General features: G+C 64.2%; 15 protein-coding genes and 1 tRNA gene. 10 read left to right on the top strand and 6 right to left on the bottom strand.

Features of this window, described 5'->3' with window-relative positions; translation table 11 throughout:
- Positions 1-54: 54 nt before the first annotated feature.
- The 9 genes from BM222_RS22230 to BM222_RS22190 all read left to right on the top strand — a co-directional run bounded on the left by BM222_RS22230 (position 55) and on the right by BM222_RS22190 (position 11,564).
- Positions 55-2,103, top strand: coding sequence for an acyl CoA:acetate/3-ketoacid CoA transferase (locus tag BM222_RS22230; protein WP_092232057.1), 2,049 nt, complete (start codon positions 55-57; stop codon positions 2,101-2,103).
- Between the two features lie 104 nt (positions 2,104-2,207).
- Positions 2,208-3,392 carry a substrate-binding domain-containing protein gene (locus BM222_RS22225; protein ID WP_177243373.1) on the top strand — a complete coding sequence of 395 codons (1,185 nt, stop codon included), beginning with the start codon at positions 2,208-2,210 and terminating at the stop codon, positions 3,390-3,392.
- 98 nt (positions 3,393-3,490) lie between these two features.
- Positions 3,491-4,267 carry an ABC transporter ATP-binding protein gene (locus BM222_RS22220; protein ID WP_092232051.1) on the top strand — a complete coding sequence of 259 codons (777 nt, stop codon included), beginning with the start codon at positions 3,491-3,493 and terminating at the stop codon, positions 4,265-4,267.
- On the top strand, positions 4,264-4,986 hold the full coding sequence (locus BM222_RS22215) for an ABC transporter ATP-binding protein (protein ID WP_092232048.1): 723 nt from the start codon (positions 4,264-4,266) through the stop codon (positions 4,984-4,986). Before BM222_RS22220 ends, BM222_RS22215 begins: the two co-directional genes overlap by 4 nt.
- On the top strand, positions 4,983-5,993 hold the full coding sequence (locus tag BM222_RS22210; protein WP_092232045.1) for a branched-chain amino acid ABC transporter permease: 1,011 nt from the start codon (positions 4,983-4,985) through the stop codon (positions 5,991-5,993). Before BM222_RS22215 ends, BM222_RS22210 begins: the two co-directional genes overlap by 4 nt.
- Positions 5,990-7,075 carry a branched-chain amino acid ABC transporter permease gene (locus BM222_RS22205; protein WP_177243372.1) on the top strand — a complete coding sequence of 362 codons (1,086 nt, stop codon included), beginning with the start codon at positions 5,990-5,992 and terminating at the stop codon, positions 7,073-7,075. The genes BM222_RS22210 and BM222_RS22205 overlap by 4 nt, the downstream gene beginning before the upstream one ends.
- A 174-nt stretch (positions 7,076-7,249) precedes the next feature.
- Positions 7,250-10,363, top strand: a complete 3,114-nt coding sequence (locus BM222_RS22200) for an EAL domain-containing protein (protein WP_092232039.1) — start codon at positions 7,250-7,252, stop codon at positions 10,361-10,363.
- Between the two features lies 1 nt (position 10,364).
- Positions 10,365-11,420 carry a sensor domain-containing diguanylate cyclase gene (locus tag BM222_RS22195; RefSeq protein WP_092232034.1) on the top strand — a complete coding sequence of 352 codons (1,056 nt, stop codon included), beginning with the start codon at positions 10,365-10,367 and terminating at the stop codon, positions 11,418-11,420.
- Between the two features lie 67 nt (positions 11,421-11,487).
- Positions 11,488-11,564, top strand: a tRNA-Arg gene (locus BM222_RS22190).
- Positions 11,565-11,566: 2 nt separating this feature from the next.
- Here BM222_RS22190 and BM222_RS22185 read toward each other — a convergent pair.
- The 3 genes from BM222_RS22185 to BM222_RS22175 all read right to left on the bottom strand — a co-directional run bounded on the left by BM222_RS22185 (position 11,567) and on the right by BM222_RS22175 (position 15,580).
- A complete protein-coding gene (locus BM222_RS22185; protein WP_092232031.1) occupies positions 11,567-12,466 on the bottom strand; it encodes a sterol desaturase family protein in 900 nt (299 codons plus the stop codon).
- Positions 12,467-12,594: 128 nt separating this feature from the next.
- Positions 12,595-13,689: an AraC family transcriptional regulator gene (locus BM222_RS22180; RefSeq protein ID WP_092232028.1), complete on the bottom strand. Its 1,095-nt coding sequence runs from the start codon at positions 13,687-13,689 to the stop codon at positions 12,595-12,597.
- Between the two features lie 325 nt (positions 13,690-14,014).
- Entirely contained in the window at positions 14,015-15,580 is a 1,566-nt protein-coding gene (locus tag BM222_RS22175; protein WP_092232025.1) for an acid phosphatase, read from the bottom strand.
- A 125-nt stretch (positions 15,581-15,705) separates the two neighbouring features.
- Between BM222_RS22175 and BM222_RS22170 the strand changes: the two genes are divergently transcribed.
- Positions 15,706-16,929 carry a cytochrome-c peroxidase gene (locus tag BM222_RS22170; protein WP_502690915.1) on the top strand — a complete coding sequence of 408 codons (1,224 nt, stop codon included), beginning with the start codon at positions 15,706-15,708 and terminating at the stop codon, positions 16,927-16,929.
- 26 nt (positions 16,930-16,955) lie between these two features.
- Here BM222_RS22170 and BM222_RS22165 read toward each other — a convergent pair whose 3' ends face one another.
- The 3 genes from BM222_RS22165 to BM222_RS22155 all read right to left on the bottom strand — a co-directional run bounded on the left by BM222_RS22165 (position 16,956) and on the right by BM222_RS22155 (position 18,516).
- Positions 16,956-17,162, bottom strand: a complete 207-nt coding sequence (locus BM222_RS22165; protein WP_092232275.1) for a hypothetical protein — start codon at positions 17,160-17,162, stop codon at positions 16,956-16,958.
- Positions 17,163-17,332: 170 nt separating this feature from the next.
- Positions 17,333-17,626, bottom strand: coding sequence for a hypothetical protein (locus tag BM222_RS22160; protein WP_092232273.1), 294 nt, complete (start codon positions 17,624-17,626; stop codon positions 17,333-17,335).
- A gap of 200 nt (positions 17,627-17,826) precedes the next feature.
- Positions 17,827-18,516 carry a DNA-3-methyladenine glycosylase I gene (locus BM222_RS22155; RefSeq protein ID WP_092232022.1) on the bottom strand — a complete coding sequence of 230 codons (690 nt, stop codon included), beginning with the start codon at positions 18,514-18,516 and terminating at the stop codon, positions 17,827-17,829.
- Positions 18,517-18,559 lie beyond the last annotated feature (43 nt).

Here is an 18,559-nt window from a genome sequence, read left to right as displayed (position 1 = left end):
AGGGAGCGGCCACCGCAAGGCCGCTCCTGACAAGACCAACATGGGAGGACACGCGTGAACCAGCACCCTGCCTTGGCCTATCTGCCAAACTCCGGCAAGGGCAAGATCGTCACGGCCGAGGAAGCCGTGATGCTGATCCGCGACGGCGACACGGTCGCCACCGGCGGCTTCGTCGGTATCGGCTTTGCCGAGGAGATCGCGGTGGCGCTGGAGGAACTCTATCTCGCCAACGAGGGCGATGCGCCCTACACGCAGGGCAAGCCGCGCAATCTGACGCTGGTCTATGCCGCAGGCCAGGGCGACGGCAAGCACCGCGGCCTCAACCATTTCGCCCACGAAGGCCTGGTCCGCCGGGTGATCGGCGGGCACTGGGGTCTTGCCCCGAAACTGCAGCAGCTCGCGATCGCCAACCAGATCGAGGCCTACAATCTGCCGCAGGGCGTGATCACGCACCTGTTCCGCGACATCGCGGCACACCGGCCGGGCCATATCAGCCGCGTTGGCATCGGCACCTTCGTCGACCCCAGGCATGGCGGCGGCAAGCTGAATGCGCGCACCACCGAGGACATGGTGGAGCTGATCACCCTGCGCGGCGAGGAATGCCTGCTCTATCGGACGTTCCCGATCAATGTCGGGATCATCCGCGCCACCACAGGCGATCCTGACGGTAACCTCACCATGGAGAAGGAAGCGCTGACGCTGGAAGCGCTGGCGATCGCCATGGCCGCGCACAATTCCGGCGGCATCGTCATCGCCCAGGTCGAGCGTGTCGCCGAGAGCGGCAGCCTCAATCCGCGCCAGGTCAAGATTCCCGGCGTGCTGGTCGATTGCGTCGTCGTGGCCAGGCCCGAGCATCACTGGCAGACCTTTGGCACACAGTATAATCCTGCTTATTCCAGCGAGATCCGAGTGCGCGCGGCATCGCTGCCCGAGATGCCGCTGAGCGAGCGCAAGATCATCGCGCGCCGCGCGGCCTTCGAGCTGAAGGCCAACAGCGTCGTCAATCTCGGCATCGGCATGCCCGAAGGGATCGCCTCGGTCGCCAACGAAGAGCGCATCATCGACCTGATCACGCTGACCGCGGAGCCCGGCGTGATCGGCGGCATTCCCGCGAGCGGCATCGATTTCGGCGCGGCGATCAATACCCAGGCCGTGATCGATCAGCCCTATCAGTTCGACTTCTATGACGGTGGCGGGCTGGATGCGGCCTTCCTCGGGCTCGCGCAGGTCGATCGCACCGGCAATCTCAATGTCAGCAAGTTTGGGCCGAAGCTGGCGGGCGCCGGCGGTTTCATCAACATCAGCCAGAATGCCAAGGAGGTCGTGTTCGTCGGCACCTTTGCCGCCGGCAGGCAGCGCATCGCCGTCACCGACGGGCAGCTCACCATTGTCGAAGAGGCCAAGTCGCGCAAATTCGTCGATCACGTCGAGCACGTCACCTTCAGTGGCCCTTTCGCCGCAGCCCGCGGGCAGCGCGTGCTCTATGTCACCGAGCGCTGCGTCTTCACGCTGCGGCCCGACGGGCTCGAGCTCACCGAAGTCGCACCCGGCACCGACATCGAACGCGACATCCTGCGCCTGATGGATTTCACGCCGCTGATCCCGCGGGAACCCGGCCTGATGGATGCACGCATCTTCCGCGACGGCCCCATGGATCTGCGGGAACGGTTGCTGACCATCCCGCTCGACCAGCGCTTCACCCTCGATGCCGACCAGAACCTGTTCTTCATCAACCTCGAGCGCTATCCCTTGCGCAGCAAAGCCGAGATCGAGGAGATCGGGCGGATTGTCGCGGCGAGGCTCGGCCCGCTCGGTCGCAAGGTTTACGCCATCGTCAATTATGACAATTTTTCCATTCTGCCGGAGCTGCTGGACGATTATTCAGCCATGGTGCGCAGCCTGGTCGACAGGTTCTATTCCGGCGCGTCGCGCTACACGACCTCGGGCTTCCTCCGCATCAAGCTTGGCGAGGCGCTCGAACGGCGTGGCGTCGCGCCGCATATTTTCGAAAGTGCTGAAGAGGCGCAGTCGGATTGGCGCCAGATCGAAGGCGCCGCCTCCGGCACCGACGCGCAACACGCGCCGTGGCTGGTTCAAAAATGATGCGGCCGCCGCATGCACAACGTCGGCCGGAAGGTCGAATTGCAATGTTCGTCAGGCTGTGCAAATCGCTATTGCCCGGAAAATCCGAGACAGGAGGGACCATCGTGCGCCGATCACTCATCATAACAACAACCATTATCGCCGCCGCCGCGGTTACCTCGGCGCGCGCCGATGACCTCAAGATCGGGCTGATCTACGGCAAGACTGGTCCGCTCGAGGTCTACGCCAAGCAGACGGAAACCGGCCTGCAGATGGGCTTCGAATACGCCACCAAAGGCACCATGACGATCGACGGTCGCAAGATCGTCATCATCACCAAGGACGACCAGGGCAAGCCAGACCTTGCGAAGACGGCGCTCGCCGAAGCCTATCAGGATGACAAGGTCGATATCGCGGTTGGCACGACCTCATCGGCCGCGGCGCTGGCGATGCTTCCGGTCGCGGAAGAGAACAAGAAGATCCTGGTCGTCGAGCCCGCGGTCGCGGACCAGATTACCGGTGAGAAGTGGAATCGCTACATCTTCCGCACCGCGCGCAACTCCTCGCAGGACGCGATCTCGAACGCGGTCGCGATCGGCAAGCCGGGCGTCACGGTTGCGACGCTCGCGCAGGACTACGCCTTCGGCCGCGACGGCGTCGCCGCTTTCAAGGAGGCCCTGGCCAAGACCGGCGCGACGCTCGGCGCCGAGGAATATGCCCCGGCCAACACCACCGACTTCACCGCCGTCGGCCAGCGCCTGTTTGATGCGCTGAAGGACAAGCCGGGCCGCAAGGTGATCTGGGTGATCTGGGCCGGTGCCGGCAACCCGTTGGCGAAACTCCAGGACATGGATCCGAAGCGCTACGGCATCGAGCTCTCCACCGGCGGCAACATCCTGCCGGCGCTCGCGGCCTATAAGAGCCTGCCGGGCATGGAGGGCGCGACCTATTACTACTACGACATCCCGAAGAACCCGGTGAACGACTGGCTCGTCGCCGAGCACCAGAAGCGCTTCAACGCCCCGCCTGATTTCTTCACCGCGGGCGGCTTCGCGGCTGCGATGTCCATCGTCACTGCGGTCAGCAAGGCCAAATCGACCGACACCGAGAAGCTGATATCGACCATGGAAGGCATGGAGTTCGACACGCCGAAGGGCAAGATGGTGTTCCGCAAAGAGGACCATCAGGCGCTGCAGAGCATGTATCACTTCAAGGTCAAGGTCGATCCGAACGTTGCCTGGGCCATCCTCGAGCCGGTCCGCGAGCTGAAGATCGAGGACATGGACGTTCCGATCCGCAACAAGCGGTGACGTTTCTTGCTTCGCCTCTCCCCAGCCCTCCCCCGCGAGCGGGGGAGGGAGCCAGCGTGCCCGCGGACGTACCTCGTTTCATCAATTCCAGCCGATCAATGACGCTCTCCCTCGAAACCCGCGACCTCACCATCCGCTTCGGCGGGCATGTCGCCGTCAACAACGTCAGCTGTACGTTCCGTCCGGGCGAGCTCACGGCTATCGTCGGGCCGAACGGCGCAGGCAAGACCACTTATTTCAACCTGATCTCCGGCCAGCTGCGCGCCTCCGCTGGCCACATCCTGTTCGATGGCACCGACATCACGCAGCACTCCGCGCCGCTGCGGACCCGTGCGGGTCTCGGGCGTGCGTTCCAGCTCACCAATCTATTTCCGAACCTGACCGTCGAGGAGAACGTGCGTCTCGCGGTGCAGGCTGCAAGCGGCGCCCATTACGACATGCTGCGGCCCTGGATGGTCCGCCGCGATCTGATCGCGCGCGCCGACGTCATCCTCGACCAGGTCGCGCTCGGCAATCGTCGCGGCGTGGCCGCGACCGCGCTGTCGCATGGCGACCAGCGCAAGCTCGAGGTCGCGCTGATGATCGCGCTGGAGCCAAAGGTGTTCATGTTCGACGAGCCGACCGCCGGCATGAGCATCGACGAGGTGCCCGTCGTCCTGAACCTGATCGCCCAGCTCAAGCAGGACAAGAGCAAGATCATCCTGCTGGTCGAGCACAAGATGGACGTGGTGCGCTCGCTCGCCGACCGCATCATGGTGCTGCATAACGGACAGCTTGTCGCCGACGGGCCGCCGGCGGACGTCATCGCTTCGCCGATCGTGCAGGAAGCGTATCTCGGCGTTGCTCCCAAGAGCCCTGCAGAGGGTGCGGCATGAGCGACCTCCTGAAACTCTCCGGCGTGCACACCCATATCGGCCGCTACCACATTCTCCAGGGCATCGACCTCGCGGTGCCCGAGGGGCAGGTCACGATGCTGCTTGGCCGCAACGGCGCCGGCAAAACCACGACGCTCCGCACCATCATGGGCCTGTGGCAGGCCTCCTCGGGCGAGATCACGATGAGCGGTGAGCGCATCGAGAGCCGCGCCACGCCCGACATCGCACGGCTCGGCGTCGGCTACGTGCCCGAGAGCATGGCGGTGTTCTCCGATCTGACCGTCAAAGAAAACCTCGTCCTCGCCGCCCGCGACGCAGAGATGGATGACAAGCAGCTGGAGTGGATCTTCGGCTTCTTCCCGGCGCTGCGCCGGTTCTGGCTGTCGCGCGCCGGAAGCCTCTCGGGCGGCCAGAAGCAGATGCTGTCGATCGCGCGCGCGATCATCGAGCCGCGCAAGCTGTTGCTGATCGACGAGCCGACCAAGGGGCTGGCGCCCGCCATCGTCGGGGCGCTGATCGAATGCCTGAAGGAGATCAAGCGCAAGGGCGCGACGATCCTGCTCGTCGAACAGAATTTCTTTGCCGCCCGCGAACTCGGCGACACCGTGCTGGTCATGGACAACGGCACCATCGTCCATCGCGGCGCGATGGCGGCCTTGGCCGCCGACGTGCCGCTGCAGGAGCGGCTGCTGGGCCTGAGCCTGGAGGCACATCAGTGACTGAACTCACAGCATCAGATCCGCTGCCGAAGCCGAAGCGCGACATCGCGCCGATCCTGCTGCCGGTCGCGCTCGCGCTCCTCACCATCCCGCTGGTCGGCTCGCCCTCGACCTGGCTGACGCTGACCGCCGCAAGCCTCGCGATGGGCATGATGATCTTCATCATGGCCTCGGGGCTGACGCTGGTGTTCGGCCTGATGGACGTGCTGAACTTCGGTCACGGCGCCTTCATCGCGGTCGGCGCCTATGTCGCGACGCTGGTGTTCGCGCCGTTCGCGGCCTCGGTTCAGGCGGATTCGCTGTGGGTGAACCTGGCGGTGCTGGCGCCGGCGGCGCTGCTGTCGATGGCGGTTTCAGGCGCGCTCGGACTGGTCGTCGAGCGCGTGCTGATCCTGCCAGTCTACGGCCAGCATCTGAAGCAGATCCTGATGACCACAGGCGGGCTGATCGTCGCCGAGCAGACGCTCTATGCGCTGTGGGGGCCGCAGATCATCCCGATGCCGCTGCCGGCGTCGCTGCGCGGCTCCTTCATCCTCGGCGACGTCGCGATCGCAAAGTACCGCGTGCTGGCGACGCTGATCGGGCTCGCGGTCTTCATCGCCATCCAGCTGGTGCTCAATCGCACCAAGCTCGGGCTTCTGATCCGCGCCGGCGTCGAGAACCGCGAGATGGTCGAGGCGCTCGGCTATCGTATCCGGCGGCTGTTCCTCGGCGTGTTCATGACCGGCTCGGCGCTCGCCGGCCTCGGCGGCGTGATGTGGGCGCTCTATCGCGAGCAGGTCCATGCCTCCATGAGCGACGAGCTGACGGTCCTGATCTTCGTCGTCGTCATCATCGGCGGCCTCGGCTCGATCGGCGGCTGCTTCATCGGCGCGATCCTGGTGGCGATGGTCGCCAACTACGGCGGCTTCCTGGTGCCGAAACTCGCCCTCGTCTCCAACATTCTGCTGATGGTCGCCATCCTGATGTGGCGCCCGCGCGGCCTCTATGCTGTGACCAGCCGATGATGATCCTGTCGGGCGATCCGCCGCGCAGCCGCGTCCTTACACTCGTTCTCGTCCTCATCATCCTGGCGCTGGCTGCGACGCCGTTCCTGTTCCCGGGGGCCAAGGCACTGAACGTCGCGGCCAAGATCTGCGTATTCGCAGCGCTTGTGGCCTCCTACGATCTGCTGCTCGGTTACACCGGCACGGTCTCGTTCGCCCACACCATGTTCTACGGCATCGGCAGCTACGCGATCGCGATCGCGCTGTACGGCATGGGCCCGAGCTGGGCCGCCGTCGCAACCGGAATCGTCGTCGGCCTGCCGCTGGCCGCGCTGCTTGCGCTGGCCATCGGCTTGTTCTCGCTGCGGGTGGCCGCGATCTTTTTTGCCATGATCACGCTCGCGGTGGCCTCCGCCTTTCAGGTGCTGGCCTCGCAGCTCTCCTGGCTCACCGGCGGCGAGGACGGGCGCAGCTTCCAACTGCCCGAGCTGCTGCGCCCCGGCACGGTGCTGATCTCCAAAAGCGTCTTCGGCTTCGAGATCAATGGCCGCATCCTGACCTTCTATCTGGTGTTCGCCATCTCGGCCTTGATGATCCTTGCTCTGCTGCGTGTGGTGAACTCGCCGTTCGGCCGCGTACTGCAGGCGATCCGCGAGAACCGCTTTCGCGCCGAGGCCCTCGGCTTCCGCACGGTGTTCCACCTGACCTACGCAAACTGTCTCGCGGCCCTGGTCGCGGCCAGTGCCGGCATCTTGAATGCGCTGTGGCTGCGCTATGCGGGTCCGGACACCTCGCTCAGCTTCTCCATCATGCTGGACATCCTGCTGATGGTGGTGATCGGCGGCATGGGCACGATCTACGGCGCGATCATCGGCGCCACGATCTTCATCCTCGCCCAGAACTACCTCCAATCGCTGATGGGTGCCGCCTCGAAAGCGGCCTCCGAAACCGGCCTGCCGCTGGTGCCGGGGCTGCTGCACCCGGACCGCTGGCTGCTCTGGCTGGGGCTGCTGTTCATCGCCAGTGTCTATTTCTTCCCCACCGGCGTGGTCGGACGACTGCGTCACGGCCGTGGCGACAAGCGGGCGGCCGCTTCCCATTAAGCGTCGATTCACGATGCAGTGCAGCGATTGTCTGGATGATCGCGCAACCACCAGGCGATTCCCGCCGCCGCTTGGTTCCGAGGCGACGACGCAACCGGATTAATCCTTAGCTAACTGGTTTTCCTAAGCCTTACGCCATTTGTGCGGTGTATTTCTGTCCCGCAGGGGGAGGAAATGCGCAACGTATTTTCCGAGACGGCAGCCAGACTCTGGCAAGCCGCGAAGAGTAGCTGGGACGCGGCCTTGCGGCGCGGCCCGGTGCTATGGCTCACTCTGTCGGGCGTGCTCCTCGTCGCCGGGATCTTCGCGGCGACGGCGATGGCAGTCGGCGACTTCCGTGAACGCGCGCTCGTCAACAACGAGCGCGAGCTGGAAAACACGGTCCTCCTGCTGACCCGTCACTTCGATCAGCAGTTCGAGGATTCCGAGTCCGTCGCCGCCGACCTGATCGCGCAGATGAACCTGGCGGGCATCACCTCGCCCGAGATGTTCCGCGAGCGCATGACGAGCGACGACGCACACCGCATGCTCGCGAACAAGGTCAGTTCGGTGAACTATCTCGGCGACATCGCGATCTATGACGTCGACGGCGACATCATCAACTGGTCGCGAAACGAGCCGCTGCCCAAGATCAACATCTCGTCGCGAGCCTACTTCCAAACCTTCAAATCCACCCCCCAGTCCGAGCCGGTGCTGCTGGAAACCGTGAAGAGCTTTCTCATCGACAAATGGACCACCGTGGTCGCGCGCCGCCTGACCAATCCGGCGGGCGAACTCGTCGGCGTCATGGTGCGGCGAATCGATCCTGGCAGCTACCAGAAATACTTCTCATCGCTGGCGCTGGGAGACGGCGCTGCCATCTCGCTTTACGATCGCACCGGCACGATGCTGGCGCGCCACCCCTACGCCGAGGAACTTCTCGGCAAGAGCCAAGCCAGCGGACCGCTCCTGCAAAAGATCGTGGCCGAGGGTGGGCAGCAGACGCTGCGGATCGAGAAGAGTCCGATCGATGGTCAGGGGCGCCTCGGTGCAGGGGCGCTGCTCCAGCATTTCCCGATCATCATCATCGCAACCAATACGATGGAATCGGCCCTTGCGGATTGGCGCGAGCAAACCCGGTTCATGGTCATGACCGCGACGCTTTCAGCGGCCGTGATCGCGCTGATCCTGTCGCTGATCATCCGCCAGATCAACCGGCAGAACCGCGAGGCCCAGCAGCGGCTGGAGGCCGAACGCCTGCGGCTCGACACCGCCCTCAACAATATGTCGCAAGGGTTGATCCTGCACGACGCCGACGGATATATCGTCACCTGCAATCGCCGCTATGTGGAGATGTTCGGCCTCTCCCATGATGTCATCAAGCCCGGCTGTCACATCCACCAGGCGATGTACCATCGCCAGGAGCGCAACGCGTTCAGCGGCAACGTCGAAGAGTTTTGCGCCGACGTCATGAGGGACGTCGCCGAAGGCAAGGTCGCCGTAAAAACACATGAACTCCCGAACGGCCGCGCCTTCCAGGTCATCAACACCCCGCTCGCGCAGGGCGGATGGGTCGCCACGATCGAGGAGATCACCGAGCGGCGCAATCTGGAGCAGGAGCGCGACCGCAACTACACGTTCCTCCGCGAGATCATCGATCACATCCCCTCGCAGATCACGGTGAAGGACGCGCGAACACGGCAATATCTGCTGATCAACCGCACGGCGGAAGAGCAGTTCGGCCAATCGCGCAAAACCGTGGTCGGCAAAACTCCCTTCGACATCTATCCTGCTGACGCCGCAACGGCAGTCACTGAAGACGACAGCAGGGCATTGCAGATGACCGAGGGCTTGTTCAGGGACGAACATGCCTGGACGAGCCTGACCATGGGACCGCGCTACATCACCTCGACCCGGATCGGCATCCGCGACACGTCCGGGGAGCCGCGCTACCTCATCAACGTCGTCGAGGACGTCACCGAGCGCCGGCGCGCCCATGACAAGATCGCGCATATGGCGCATTACGACGCGCTGACCGACCTGCCGAACCGCATGCTGTTCCGCGAGCAGATCGAGCGGGAGCTGGCCAAGGTCGCGGACGGCGAGCAGTTCGCACTGCTCTATATCGACGTCGACGAATTCAAGGGCATCAACGATTCGCTGGGCCACCATGTCGGCGACGAGCTCCTCAAGGCGATCGCCGGCCGCATCCGAGCTTGTCTCAAGCCCGGAGATCTGATCGCGCGGCTCGGCGGCGACGAGTTTGCCGTGATCCAGACGGGAATCGAAACGCCCGCTGACGCGCTGTCTTTCGTGACAAACATTCACGAGGCGATCCGCCGCCCCTATCATTGCCTCGGCCACCAACTGTCCACCGATGCCAGCATCGGCATCGCGCTGGCGCCGCAGGACGGCGCCGATCTCGACCAGCTCATCAAGAACGCCGACCTCGCGATGTACGGCGCCAAGGCCGGGGGACGGCGCACCCATCGCTTCTTCGTGCCGGAGATGGATGCGAGCGCCAAGGCCCGCCTCACGCTGGAGCAGGATCTGCGCCAGGCGCTGGTCGATGGCGGCTTCGAGATTCAGTATCAACCGCTGGTCAATCTGCAATCGGGCAAGGTCACCGGCTGCGAGGCGTTGCTGCGCTGGCGCCATCCCGAGCGCGGCATGATCTCGCCGGCCGAGTTCATTCCGATCGCGGAGGATACCGGCCTGATCAACGAACTCGGCGACTGGGTGCTGCGCACCGCCTGCAACGAGGCCGCGAGCTGGCCGGCGCATGTGCGCGTCGCGGTCAACGTCTCGCCGGTGCAGCTCAAATGCGACACGCTGGCGCTGCGGATCGCGGGCGCGCTCGCCGCCTCCGGCCTCGCGCCGCACCGGCTCGAGCTCGAGATCACCGAGGCCGTTCTGATCCGCGACGACGAGGCGGCGCTCTCGATCCTGCATCAGCTCCGCTCGATCGGCGTGCGCATCGCGCTCGACGATTTCGGCACCGGCTATTCCTCGCTGAGCTATCTGAAGCGCTTCCCGTTCGACAAGATCAAGATCGACCGCTGCTTCGTCGCCGACATCGCCGATCCCGGCGGATCGCCCGTGATCGTGCAGGCGGTGGTGAACATCGCCTCCGCCAGCAACATGACGACGGTTGCCGAAGGCGTCGAGACCGAAGCCCAGCGCGAAATGCTGCGCGGGCTCGGCTGCACGGAGATGCAGGGCTATCTCTTCAGCAAACCCAGGCCGGCGATCGAGGTGCGCGGGTTGTTCGGTCCTGATGACTGCATGCCTGTCGCAGCGGTGGCCTGAGATGACAAAATCTTCCAAAATCGTCGGCGTTGCCGATTCCTATGCCGTGCGCCTGATGCAGCATCTGGTGGTGCCGACCTTCGTGATCGACCCCAAGCGTCGCGTCGTGATCTGGAACAGGGCTTGCGAGCGGCTGACGGGCGTTGCCGCTTCCGAGGTGATCGGCACCACCAAGCACTGGCAGGCCTTCTACGAGACCAGGCGCCCTTGCCTTGCCGACCTCGTGGCGCAAGACCGCCCCGAGCAGCTGCCGGAGTTCTATTCGGAATACACCGCACGCGGCCACAACGGGCTCGGCTTTTCCGCGGAGAACTGGTGTGTGATGCCGAAGCTCGGCAGCCAGCTCTATCTCGCGATCGACGCGGGTCCCATCCATGACGAGGCCGGCAATCTCATCGCCGTGGTGGAGACGCTGCGCGACCTCACCGACCAGAAGCGCGCCGAGATGGCGTTGAAGGAGCTCGCGACCAAGGACGGCCTCACTGGGCTGTCGAACCGCCGCTCGTTCGACCAGATGCTGATGACCGCATGGGCGCGCGCGCAGCGAACGCAGAGGTCGCTGGCGCTGCTGTTCGTCGACGTCGACCATTTCAAGCTGTTCAACGACGAGCACGGCCACCAGAGCGGCGACGAATGCCTGCGCGAGGTCGCGCGCGTCGTCAGCCGCCATGCCGTGCGCCCGCTCGATCTCGCCAGCCGCTATGGCGGAGAGGAATTTGCGCTGATCCTGCCCGAGACGGGCTGCGACGATGCCTGCGTCATCGCCGAGGAGATCCGCCGGGCCGTCATGGCCTTGCGGATCAGCCATGGCGCCCACGGGGCCGGCGAGCATGTCACCCTGAGTGTCGGCGTCGCCAGTCACATCCCGGGCGAAGTCGACGGCGCGCCTGACCAGCTGCTTGGCGCGGCCGACCAGGCGCTCTATGCGGCCAAGCGGCTCGGCCGCAACCGCGTCGTCTGCTCCGAGCGGGTGCTGGCCGAATTTGCCGGCTTGGGGCGGGACAATATGCCTGACAGCGCTCGAGTTCCTGGCCTGGTCCCGCGCAAATCGGCCTAAAGCGCGGCTATCGTCGCGGCAAGACCGGTTGCCCACCCCTCGCCATTAGGCTAAATGAAGCCTCGTTGCACCCGTAGCTCAGCTGGATAGAGCGTTGCCCTCCGAAGGCAAAGGTCACACGTTCGAATCGTGTCGGGTGCGCCAATTCATCCCACTGCAACCTCGACCTTTTGATCGGCATCGTGCACCGCCGGCGTGACGGACGCAGACTGAGCGCCATCACCGGGCGGTCCGATGAGGCAGGCGAGCCGGTCGCGCCACGTGGGTGAACGCCAGAGATCGCGGGCCAGTGCCACCCATTCGTGAAACGCGATCACGACCGGATTGTTGGAGCGCAGCGGCTTCACCAGGCCGTAGTGACACGGCAGGTCGTCGCGCTCGGCGACGAAGGTCCCGAACATCCGGTCGAACACGATGAGGATGCCGCCGTAATTCCGGTCCAGATACGCGGTGTTGCAGGCGTGGTGCACGCGATGATGCGACGGCGTGTTGAGTACATATTCAAGCCAGCCGAGTTTGGGGATCCATTCCGCGTGCAGCCAGAACTGGTAAAGCAGGTTGATGCCGGCGGCGGTGAACACCGGGCCTGGCGCGAAGCCGAGCCAGATCATCGGCACGTAGAAGATGGCCGTACCAGTCAGTTTTCCGGTCCAGCCAAAGCGGTAGGCGGCCGCCAGGTTGAACTCGTTCGAGGAATGGTGGATCGCGTGCGTCGCCCAGAACCAGCGAATACGGTGGCTGGCGCGGTGGAACCAGTAATAGGAGAAGTCCTGCGCGATCACGAGCACGATCACCGATAGCGCGCTGTTGAGCGGGACGGTGAACAGCCGGTGGCGCCAGGCCAGATCGACCAGCGGCTGAGCGATACTGAGCGGCAGCAGCGTGTAAACCAGATATTGCCGGCCGAGCGCGTCGGCCAGCGAGGCCGCATAGGCGCGCCAATTGTAGTCCCGCCGCATCACCAGCGCCAAGACGAGCCCCTCCAGCGTCGCGATCACGATCACGGCGGGAAGGGAGAACTGCAGGACTTGGATCAATAGCTTCATGGCAACCTCACATCGGCGGCTTGCTCGCCCGCCGGACAGTGGATTGCATGAGGACAGTGCGCCGGCGCGCCGAAACCTGAAAGACGACTGGCCGATTCCTGCAATGGGCCAGTCAAATCGGAAAACGGCTAGGTTTCGGCACTGGTCGCGCCGGCAGCACGGGCCCGCCGATACTCGGACGGCGTCACGCCGGTATGCGCCTTGAAGGCGCGATTGAACGGTCCGATCGAGCCGAAGCCGGCGTCGAGCGCAATGGTCAGGATCGGCACGGCCGATTGCGCAGGATCGCCCAGCGCGGCTTCGGCCTCCGCCAGGCGATAGCCATTGATGAAGGCGCTGAAATTGCGATGGCCGAGCTGGCGGTTGATGAGATGGCGCAGCCGATATTCGGGAATGCCGAGCTTTTGTGACAATGTTGCGATGCTCAGGTCCGGCTCGCGAAAGACCTTGTCGTGGTCGAGCAAATGGCGCAACGCCGTGAGCTCGGCTGCATCGGGTTCGGCTGCGAAGGTCACCGGCGGCGAATCCCGCGGGATCGTAACCGGCTGTCTTGCCGCCGTTCTTGCCGCCGTTCTTGCCAGCACAGCGGCAGGAATCGGCGCCATCTCGGCCGAGGCCAACGTGCCCAGCACGGCGAACAGAAAAATCAGCGCAGCCAGCCCGGCCGCGTTGGCGAGGCTGAGCGATGCCGCCGATAGGCCGCCGGGCCAGAGCCAGTCCGAGGCGATGATGAACAGCGCATAGAGCGCGGTGACCATGGCGAACCAGACGCGGAGCCGTCGCCTGCTCTCCACGAGATCAGTCGCACGCCCCGACAGCACGTGCCAGATGCCGAGCAGCAGAAGGAAGACGGACAGACCGGTGTGCGCCACGTCGATGGACATCGGATGCCCGGACATGTCGAGCAGAGCGAATCCCATCAAAGCGAGACTGCCGAGCACATGATACCAGCGCAGGCGAAACTCATCGACGAAGATGGCGCTCACCGCGAGCCAGAACGCGGCCGGCATGCCGGTGCTGACGAGATGGACCGGCATGCGCAGCGGCAGAGGCAGCGCACCGAAGCCCGGAGCCGAGTCGATGATATAGGCGGCGATGCTCAGGTTCAGAAAAACGGAATAGCGGCTGATGGGATTGCGCCTGACATCGCGCGCGGCCACCGCCACGCGGAACAGAAGAATGACGACTGCTCCTCCTCGCAGCGCGGCTTCCAGGGTCGACATGCGGTTCAGGGGTCCTGACGAGAGCGTCTTGGAGGAGCAGAAGGCGGGAGAGAGTATCGCATCGAACCGATCTGTTCTGCTTCCAAATATTTCCGACGGTTCAATGGCAATATTGCGCAACCGAACGGCTCGTGATCCGGAGCAATGTCAGCTCAGGTCTACCACAACCTCGATCAGCAGGTCACCGAGCTCGGCATTTTCAAGGCGGCGCGCTGCTCAAGAACCGGATCTGATCTCACGCATCGTGTGGCTGATCGAACCACCCTCCGGCGCCCGACGGGTGATTTGGTCGGCGCGTCCCCGTCGGTGCCTGACATGCTCTGCCCTATTTGCCTTTGAGCGCGAGCGCGCTGGTCAGGTCTCCGAGCGGCCTCTGATCGTGAGCGGCAATCGCCGCATCGCGCACGGTGATGCCGTGCAGGGTCGGCAGCTCGAAGCGGCGCGTGATGAAGCGCAGGATCGAGGTCGTGTCCATCGGCGTGTGGTCGACATAGCCGCGGCGCGCATAGGGGGAGATGATGATGGCGGGAACGCGGGAGCCGGGGCCCCAGCGGTCGCCCTTCGGCGGCGCGACGTGATCCCACAGGCCGCCATTCTCGTCATAGGTCACGACGACGAGCATATGCGCCCACTGCGGGCTCTTCTCGAGATGTGCGATCACGTCGGCGATATGCGTGTCGCCGGCCTGGATGTCGGCATAGCCGGAATGCTCGTTGAGGTCGCCCTGCGGCTTGTAGAAGCTGACCTGCGGCAGCTTGCCGTCGTCGACCGCCTTGATGAACTCGGTGCCCCCAAGGCCGCCGTCGCGCAGATGCTCGGCACGCGCCGCGGTGCCGGGCGCGAAGTTGGCGTAATAGTTCAGAGCCTGGTGGTGATACTGGAAGTTCGGGACCGGTGATTTGTTGCCGTGGTCCAGCACGTCCTGCCAGGCGCCGCCGTACCAGGCCCAGCTGACGCGCTTGAGACTGAGCAAATCGCCGATCGTCGGCTCGGTCTGCGGCGGCAACGTCGTCGGCTTCATCGGATCCGCATAAGCCTTGTCGCCATCGTTCGCGGGTTCGTTGCCGCTCGGCTGATAGGGCGGCTGCATGGTATTCACCGCGTAGAAATCAGGCGTGAGATTGCCGTCGCTGACGTATTTCGGGATGCCATCCATGGCCGATTTCGGCGAGTTGGCGGCTTCCTTCAACGTCACGCCGTCAGCCTCCACGACGGAGATCGACGGCTTGGCCGCGCTGGTGTCGGCCTTGGGATAGGTGGGGACACAGGCGCAGACCAGCCATTGGTGGTTCAGGAAAGAGCCGCCGAACGCTCCCATGAAGAAATTGTCGGCCAGCGTATATTTCTCGGCAACCTTCCACATCGCCTGCTTCGATCCGTCCCAAAGGCTCATCACCAGCGCACCGGAGTCGGCGTGGGCAACGAACTTGTCGTTGCGCCCTCCATCGATCTGCATCTGGTTCTGATAGAAGCGGTGCCAGAGGTCGTGCGTGATGGTGCCGTAGCCGAGCCCGAAGCCCTTTGGATCGTCCAGATTGAAGGGGCGATTGGGGAGATGCTCGGTCTGCGCCTCGGTCACCGGCGGCGTCACCCCCTTGGCGGTCAGGCCGCCCCAGACCGGCGGCAATTCGCGAAACGGCTTACCGTCGCGATCGCGCTGCGTCTTGGTCCGGGCGGACGCGTTCGCCACGCCGTTCGCACCCGGGAAACTGCCATAGAGATTGTCGAAGCTGCGGTTCTCGGCATAAATCACCACCACCGTATCGATCAGCGTCAGATCGTCGGCGGCATCCTTCCTGGGGCCGGGACCGTTCCCCGCTGCCAGCGCCGGACCGAACGCACCGATGAAGAAACCCGATGCACAAACGACAATCGCCGATTTCAGCCGCATTCAAAGCCCCCCTTGTCTCGACTGATTGTTGCTCCCGTTCCATTCGTCATAACGTGGACGCCGACCGAAAGCACAGTTAAATCGTCATGACGATGCCTCGCCACAGGCACGGTTGCAACACGCGGATGACGCACTGGGTTTTGGTATCCGCTGTTGTCCTCACCGCTTTGACCAACGGTCCGGGCCAGGCCGGAGCGGAAATGTCGCGCGCCGAGGCGCGCCGGCAGGCCGAGCGACTCAGCGCACTCGGTCGAAGCTTATTTTTCGATTCCTCGCTCTCGCCCTCGGGCAAGCTTGCATGTTCGTCCTGCCACGATCCCGCCCACGGCTTCGGACCGGCCAATTCCCGCGCGGTGCAGATGGGCGGTGGCGACCTGCAGCAACCGGGGACGCGGGCCGTCCCCTCCCTGAAATACCTGCAAGCGGTGCCGCCTTTCACCGAACATTTCCATGATTCCGAGGACGAGGCCGACGAAAGCATCGACAACGGCCCGACCGGAGGCCTGACCTGGGATGGACGGGTCGACCGTGGCGCCGATCAGGCGGCAATTCCGCTGCTCTCGAGCTTCGAGATGGGCAATCGGGACGCGTTCGAGGTGGCACGCCGGGTGCTCACCGCCGGCCATGGCAAGGAGATCGCGGCCATCGCCGGATCCAGCAAGGCAGCTGCCGATCCTGCCACCGTGTACAGGATCGCGCTCAAGGCGCTCGAAGTCTACCAGCAGGATTACCGGACCTTTTATCCCTATTCGAGCAAATATGACGCGATGCTGGCCGGCGAGGCCGAGCTTGCACCTGCGGAAGCGCGGGGGCTCGAGCTGTTCAACGCGCCGAACAAGGGCAATTGCGCCTCCTGCCATATCAGCAAACGGGGCAATGACGGCACCCCGCCCCAGTTCACCGATTTCGGACTGATCGCGCTCGGCGTGCCGCGCAATCGCGACATTCCCGCCAACAAGGACCCGGCCTATTTCGACCTCGGCCTGTGCGGTCCGCTGCGCAACGATTTCCTGAAGCGCGAGGATTATTGCGGCCTGTTCCGGACGCCGACACTGCGAAATGTCGCGCTTCGCCAAAGCTTCTTTCACAACGGCGCCGTGCACTCCCTGCGCGACGCCGTGCGGTTCTATGTCGAACGCGAAACCCGGCCCGAGCTTTGGTACCCGCGCAAGGCGGACGGCAGCATCGATAAATATGATGATCTGCCCGAGCGGCCCAAGGCCAATGTCAACATGGATGCGCCGTTTGACCGCAGGGCTGGCGATGCACCCGCGTTAACGGCGGCCGAGATCGACGACATCGTCGCCTTTCTCGGCACGCTGTCCGACGGATATCGACCGGCGAAGTGAAGGGGTCAGGCCCTGCGCCTGCGGCCTCAAGCAGATTTGCCGGGCAGCCCCAGCAGGCCTGCGACCACCTCGGCACCCTTGCCCGAAGCGGAGACATCTCCCTTGTCCCCGACTTCGACGACGGCGCCGTTGGAGAAGCTGAGCGACCAGCCATCATCGGCGCTGTTTCGGCGCCGGTCGGTCAGTTCGATACCGGCTGCGGAAATCACGGCAGTAGCCTTGTCGACATCCATGGTCGTCACCTCCTGCAAGTCGCCTCGATGGTTTTGGGTGATGTACCCACATCGAAGAGCCTAAACCGCTTGGGCCGTTCTGCACAGGGTCGGATCGGATATCAGCGGCTCACCGCAGGTCTGATGAGCCACCCTTCGTCGCCCGAAGGGTGGTGCTTGGCGTATCCCAGTCAGTGCCTGACGTGCTCGAACACGACGATCACGCCGGTGGGCTCCGGTTCGTGCGCCATCAAGCGGGTCAGATCGGCATCACTCCAGTCGGCGAGGCTGACGACTTCGCCGGTCTCGCGCTCCGCGCTGAGCGACGAGGTCGGCTCGAGAACCTTCAGGCCCATCTCGTCGACGAAGAACGTGTGGTCGCCGAACATGCTGTTGAGCTGGGGTATGGCGGGATGCTCGTCGGGCAGCACCTGGGCGCCGAGCTGGTTGACGGTCTGCTTCACCTGTTCGGATGTGAGCTTCATGAGCTGCTCCGTTCTGTCACTCGTGTTCATGGAACTGAGCGGGCGCCTGTACCGCCTGGCTCAAACTCCCGAACGGGTGCTGCGCACAAATGTTCCTGGGAAATTTAATTCGTGATCGCGCGATTTCATCTGCCGCGCAGACGGCGCAAAATCGCCACACGACGCACGATCCGCCCGATTAGGCGTGACATCGCCGTGAACTAGTGCTCGATCCTGTTCTCGCCAACCGAGAGGGCGCAGATGCGTGACAGATAGGTGTAAGGCAGACCCGTCTCCTCGGCCCAAGCGTTGAACTGTGCCTGCACCTTTGCGAGATCGCCCTTCGACTTGACCTCTTCGGCGATGTCGAGACCGGCATCGCGCAAGCAAGCGACGACATCCCGCGATGTCACAAAACCGTCCCAGCCGACGAAACGCAGCAGCATCTGACCGGTGTTGCCGCCGAGCCGGGAGCCGCGCTTGGTGAGCAGATCGAGCAGGCCGATCTGGTTCGACGGCGGCCATTTCGCCAGAAACTTGCCGAAGCTGCCGTGCTCTGTCGCGATCTCCTGCACGAAGGCTGCATTGTCGCGCACCGACATGATCTTGGCGCCATTGCGCACGATCCGCGCGTCGCGCAGCAGGGCTTCCCAATAATCCTCGGGCTGGAAGCTGAGCTTGACCGGCTGGAAGCGCAGGAACGCGTCTTCGAAACCGTCCCATTTCGCCTCGATCACGCTCCAGGCAAAGCCTGCGCAAAACACCCGTCGCGCCATCTCGGCGAGGATGCGGTCGTCGCCGAGATTCGCCAGACCCTTCAGGCCGGGCTTGTCAGGCATCAGCTTCTCGAGCGCCTTGGGCCCGCCCTTGCGCTTCTCGGCGCGGGCACGAATGGTTTTGAAGGACGTCATGCGATCACTCGGGAATGAGGGTGCTCCACGACATCAGAATTCA

It is taken from the genome of Bradyrhizobium sp. Gha, assembly GCF_900113735.1.
GTDB lineage: Bacteria > Pseudomonadota > Alphaproteobacteria > Rhizobiales > Xanthobacteraceae > Bradyrhizobium.
Note: the sequence above shows the minus strand (reverse complement) of the source record. Positions and strands in the feature narration are given on the sequence as shown.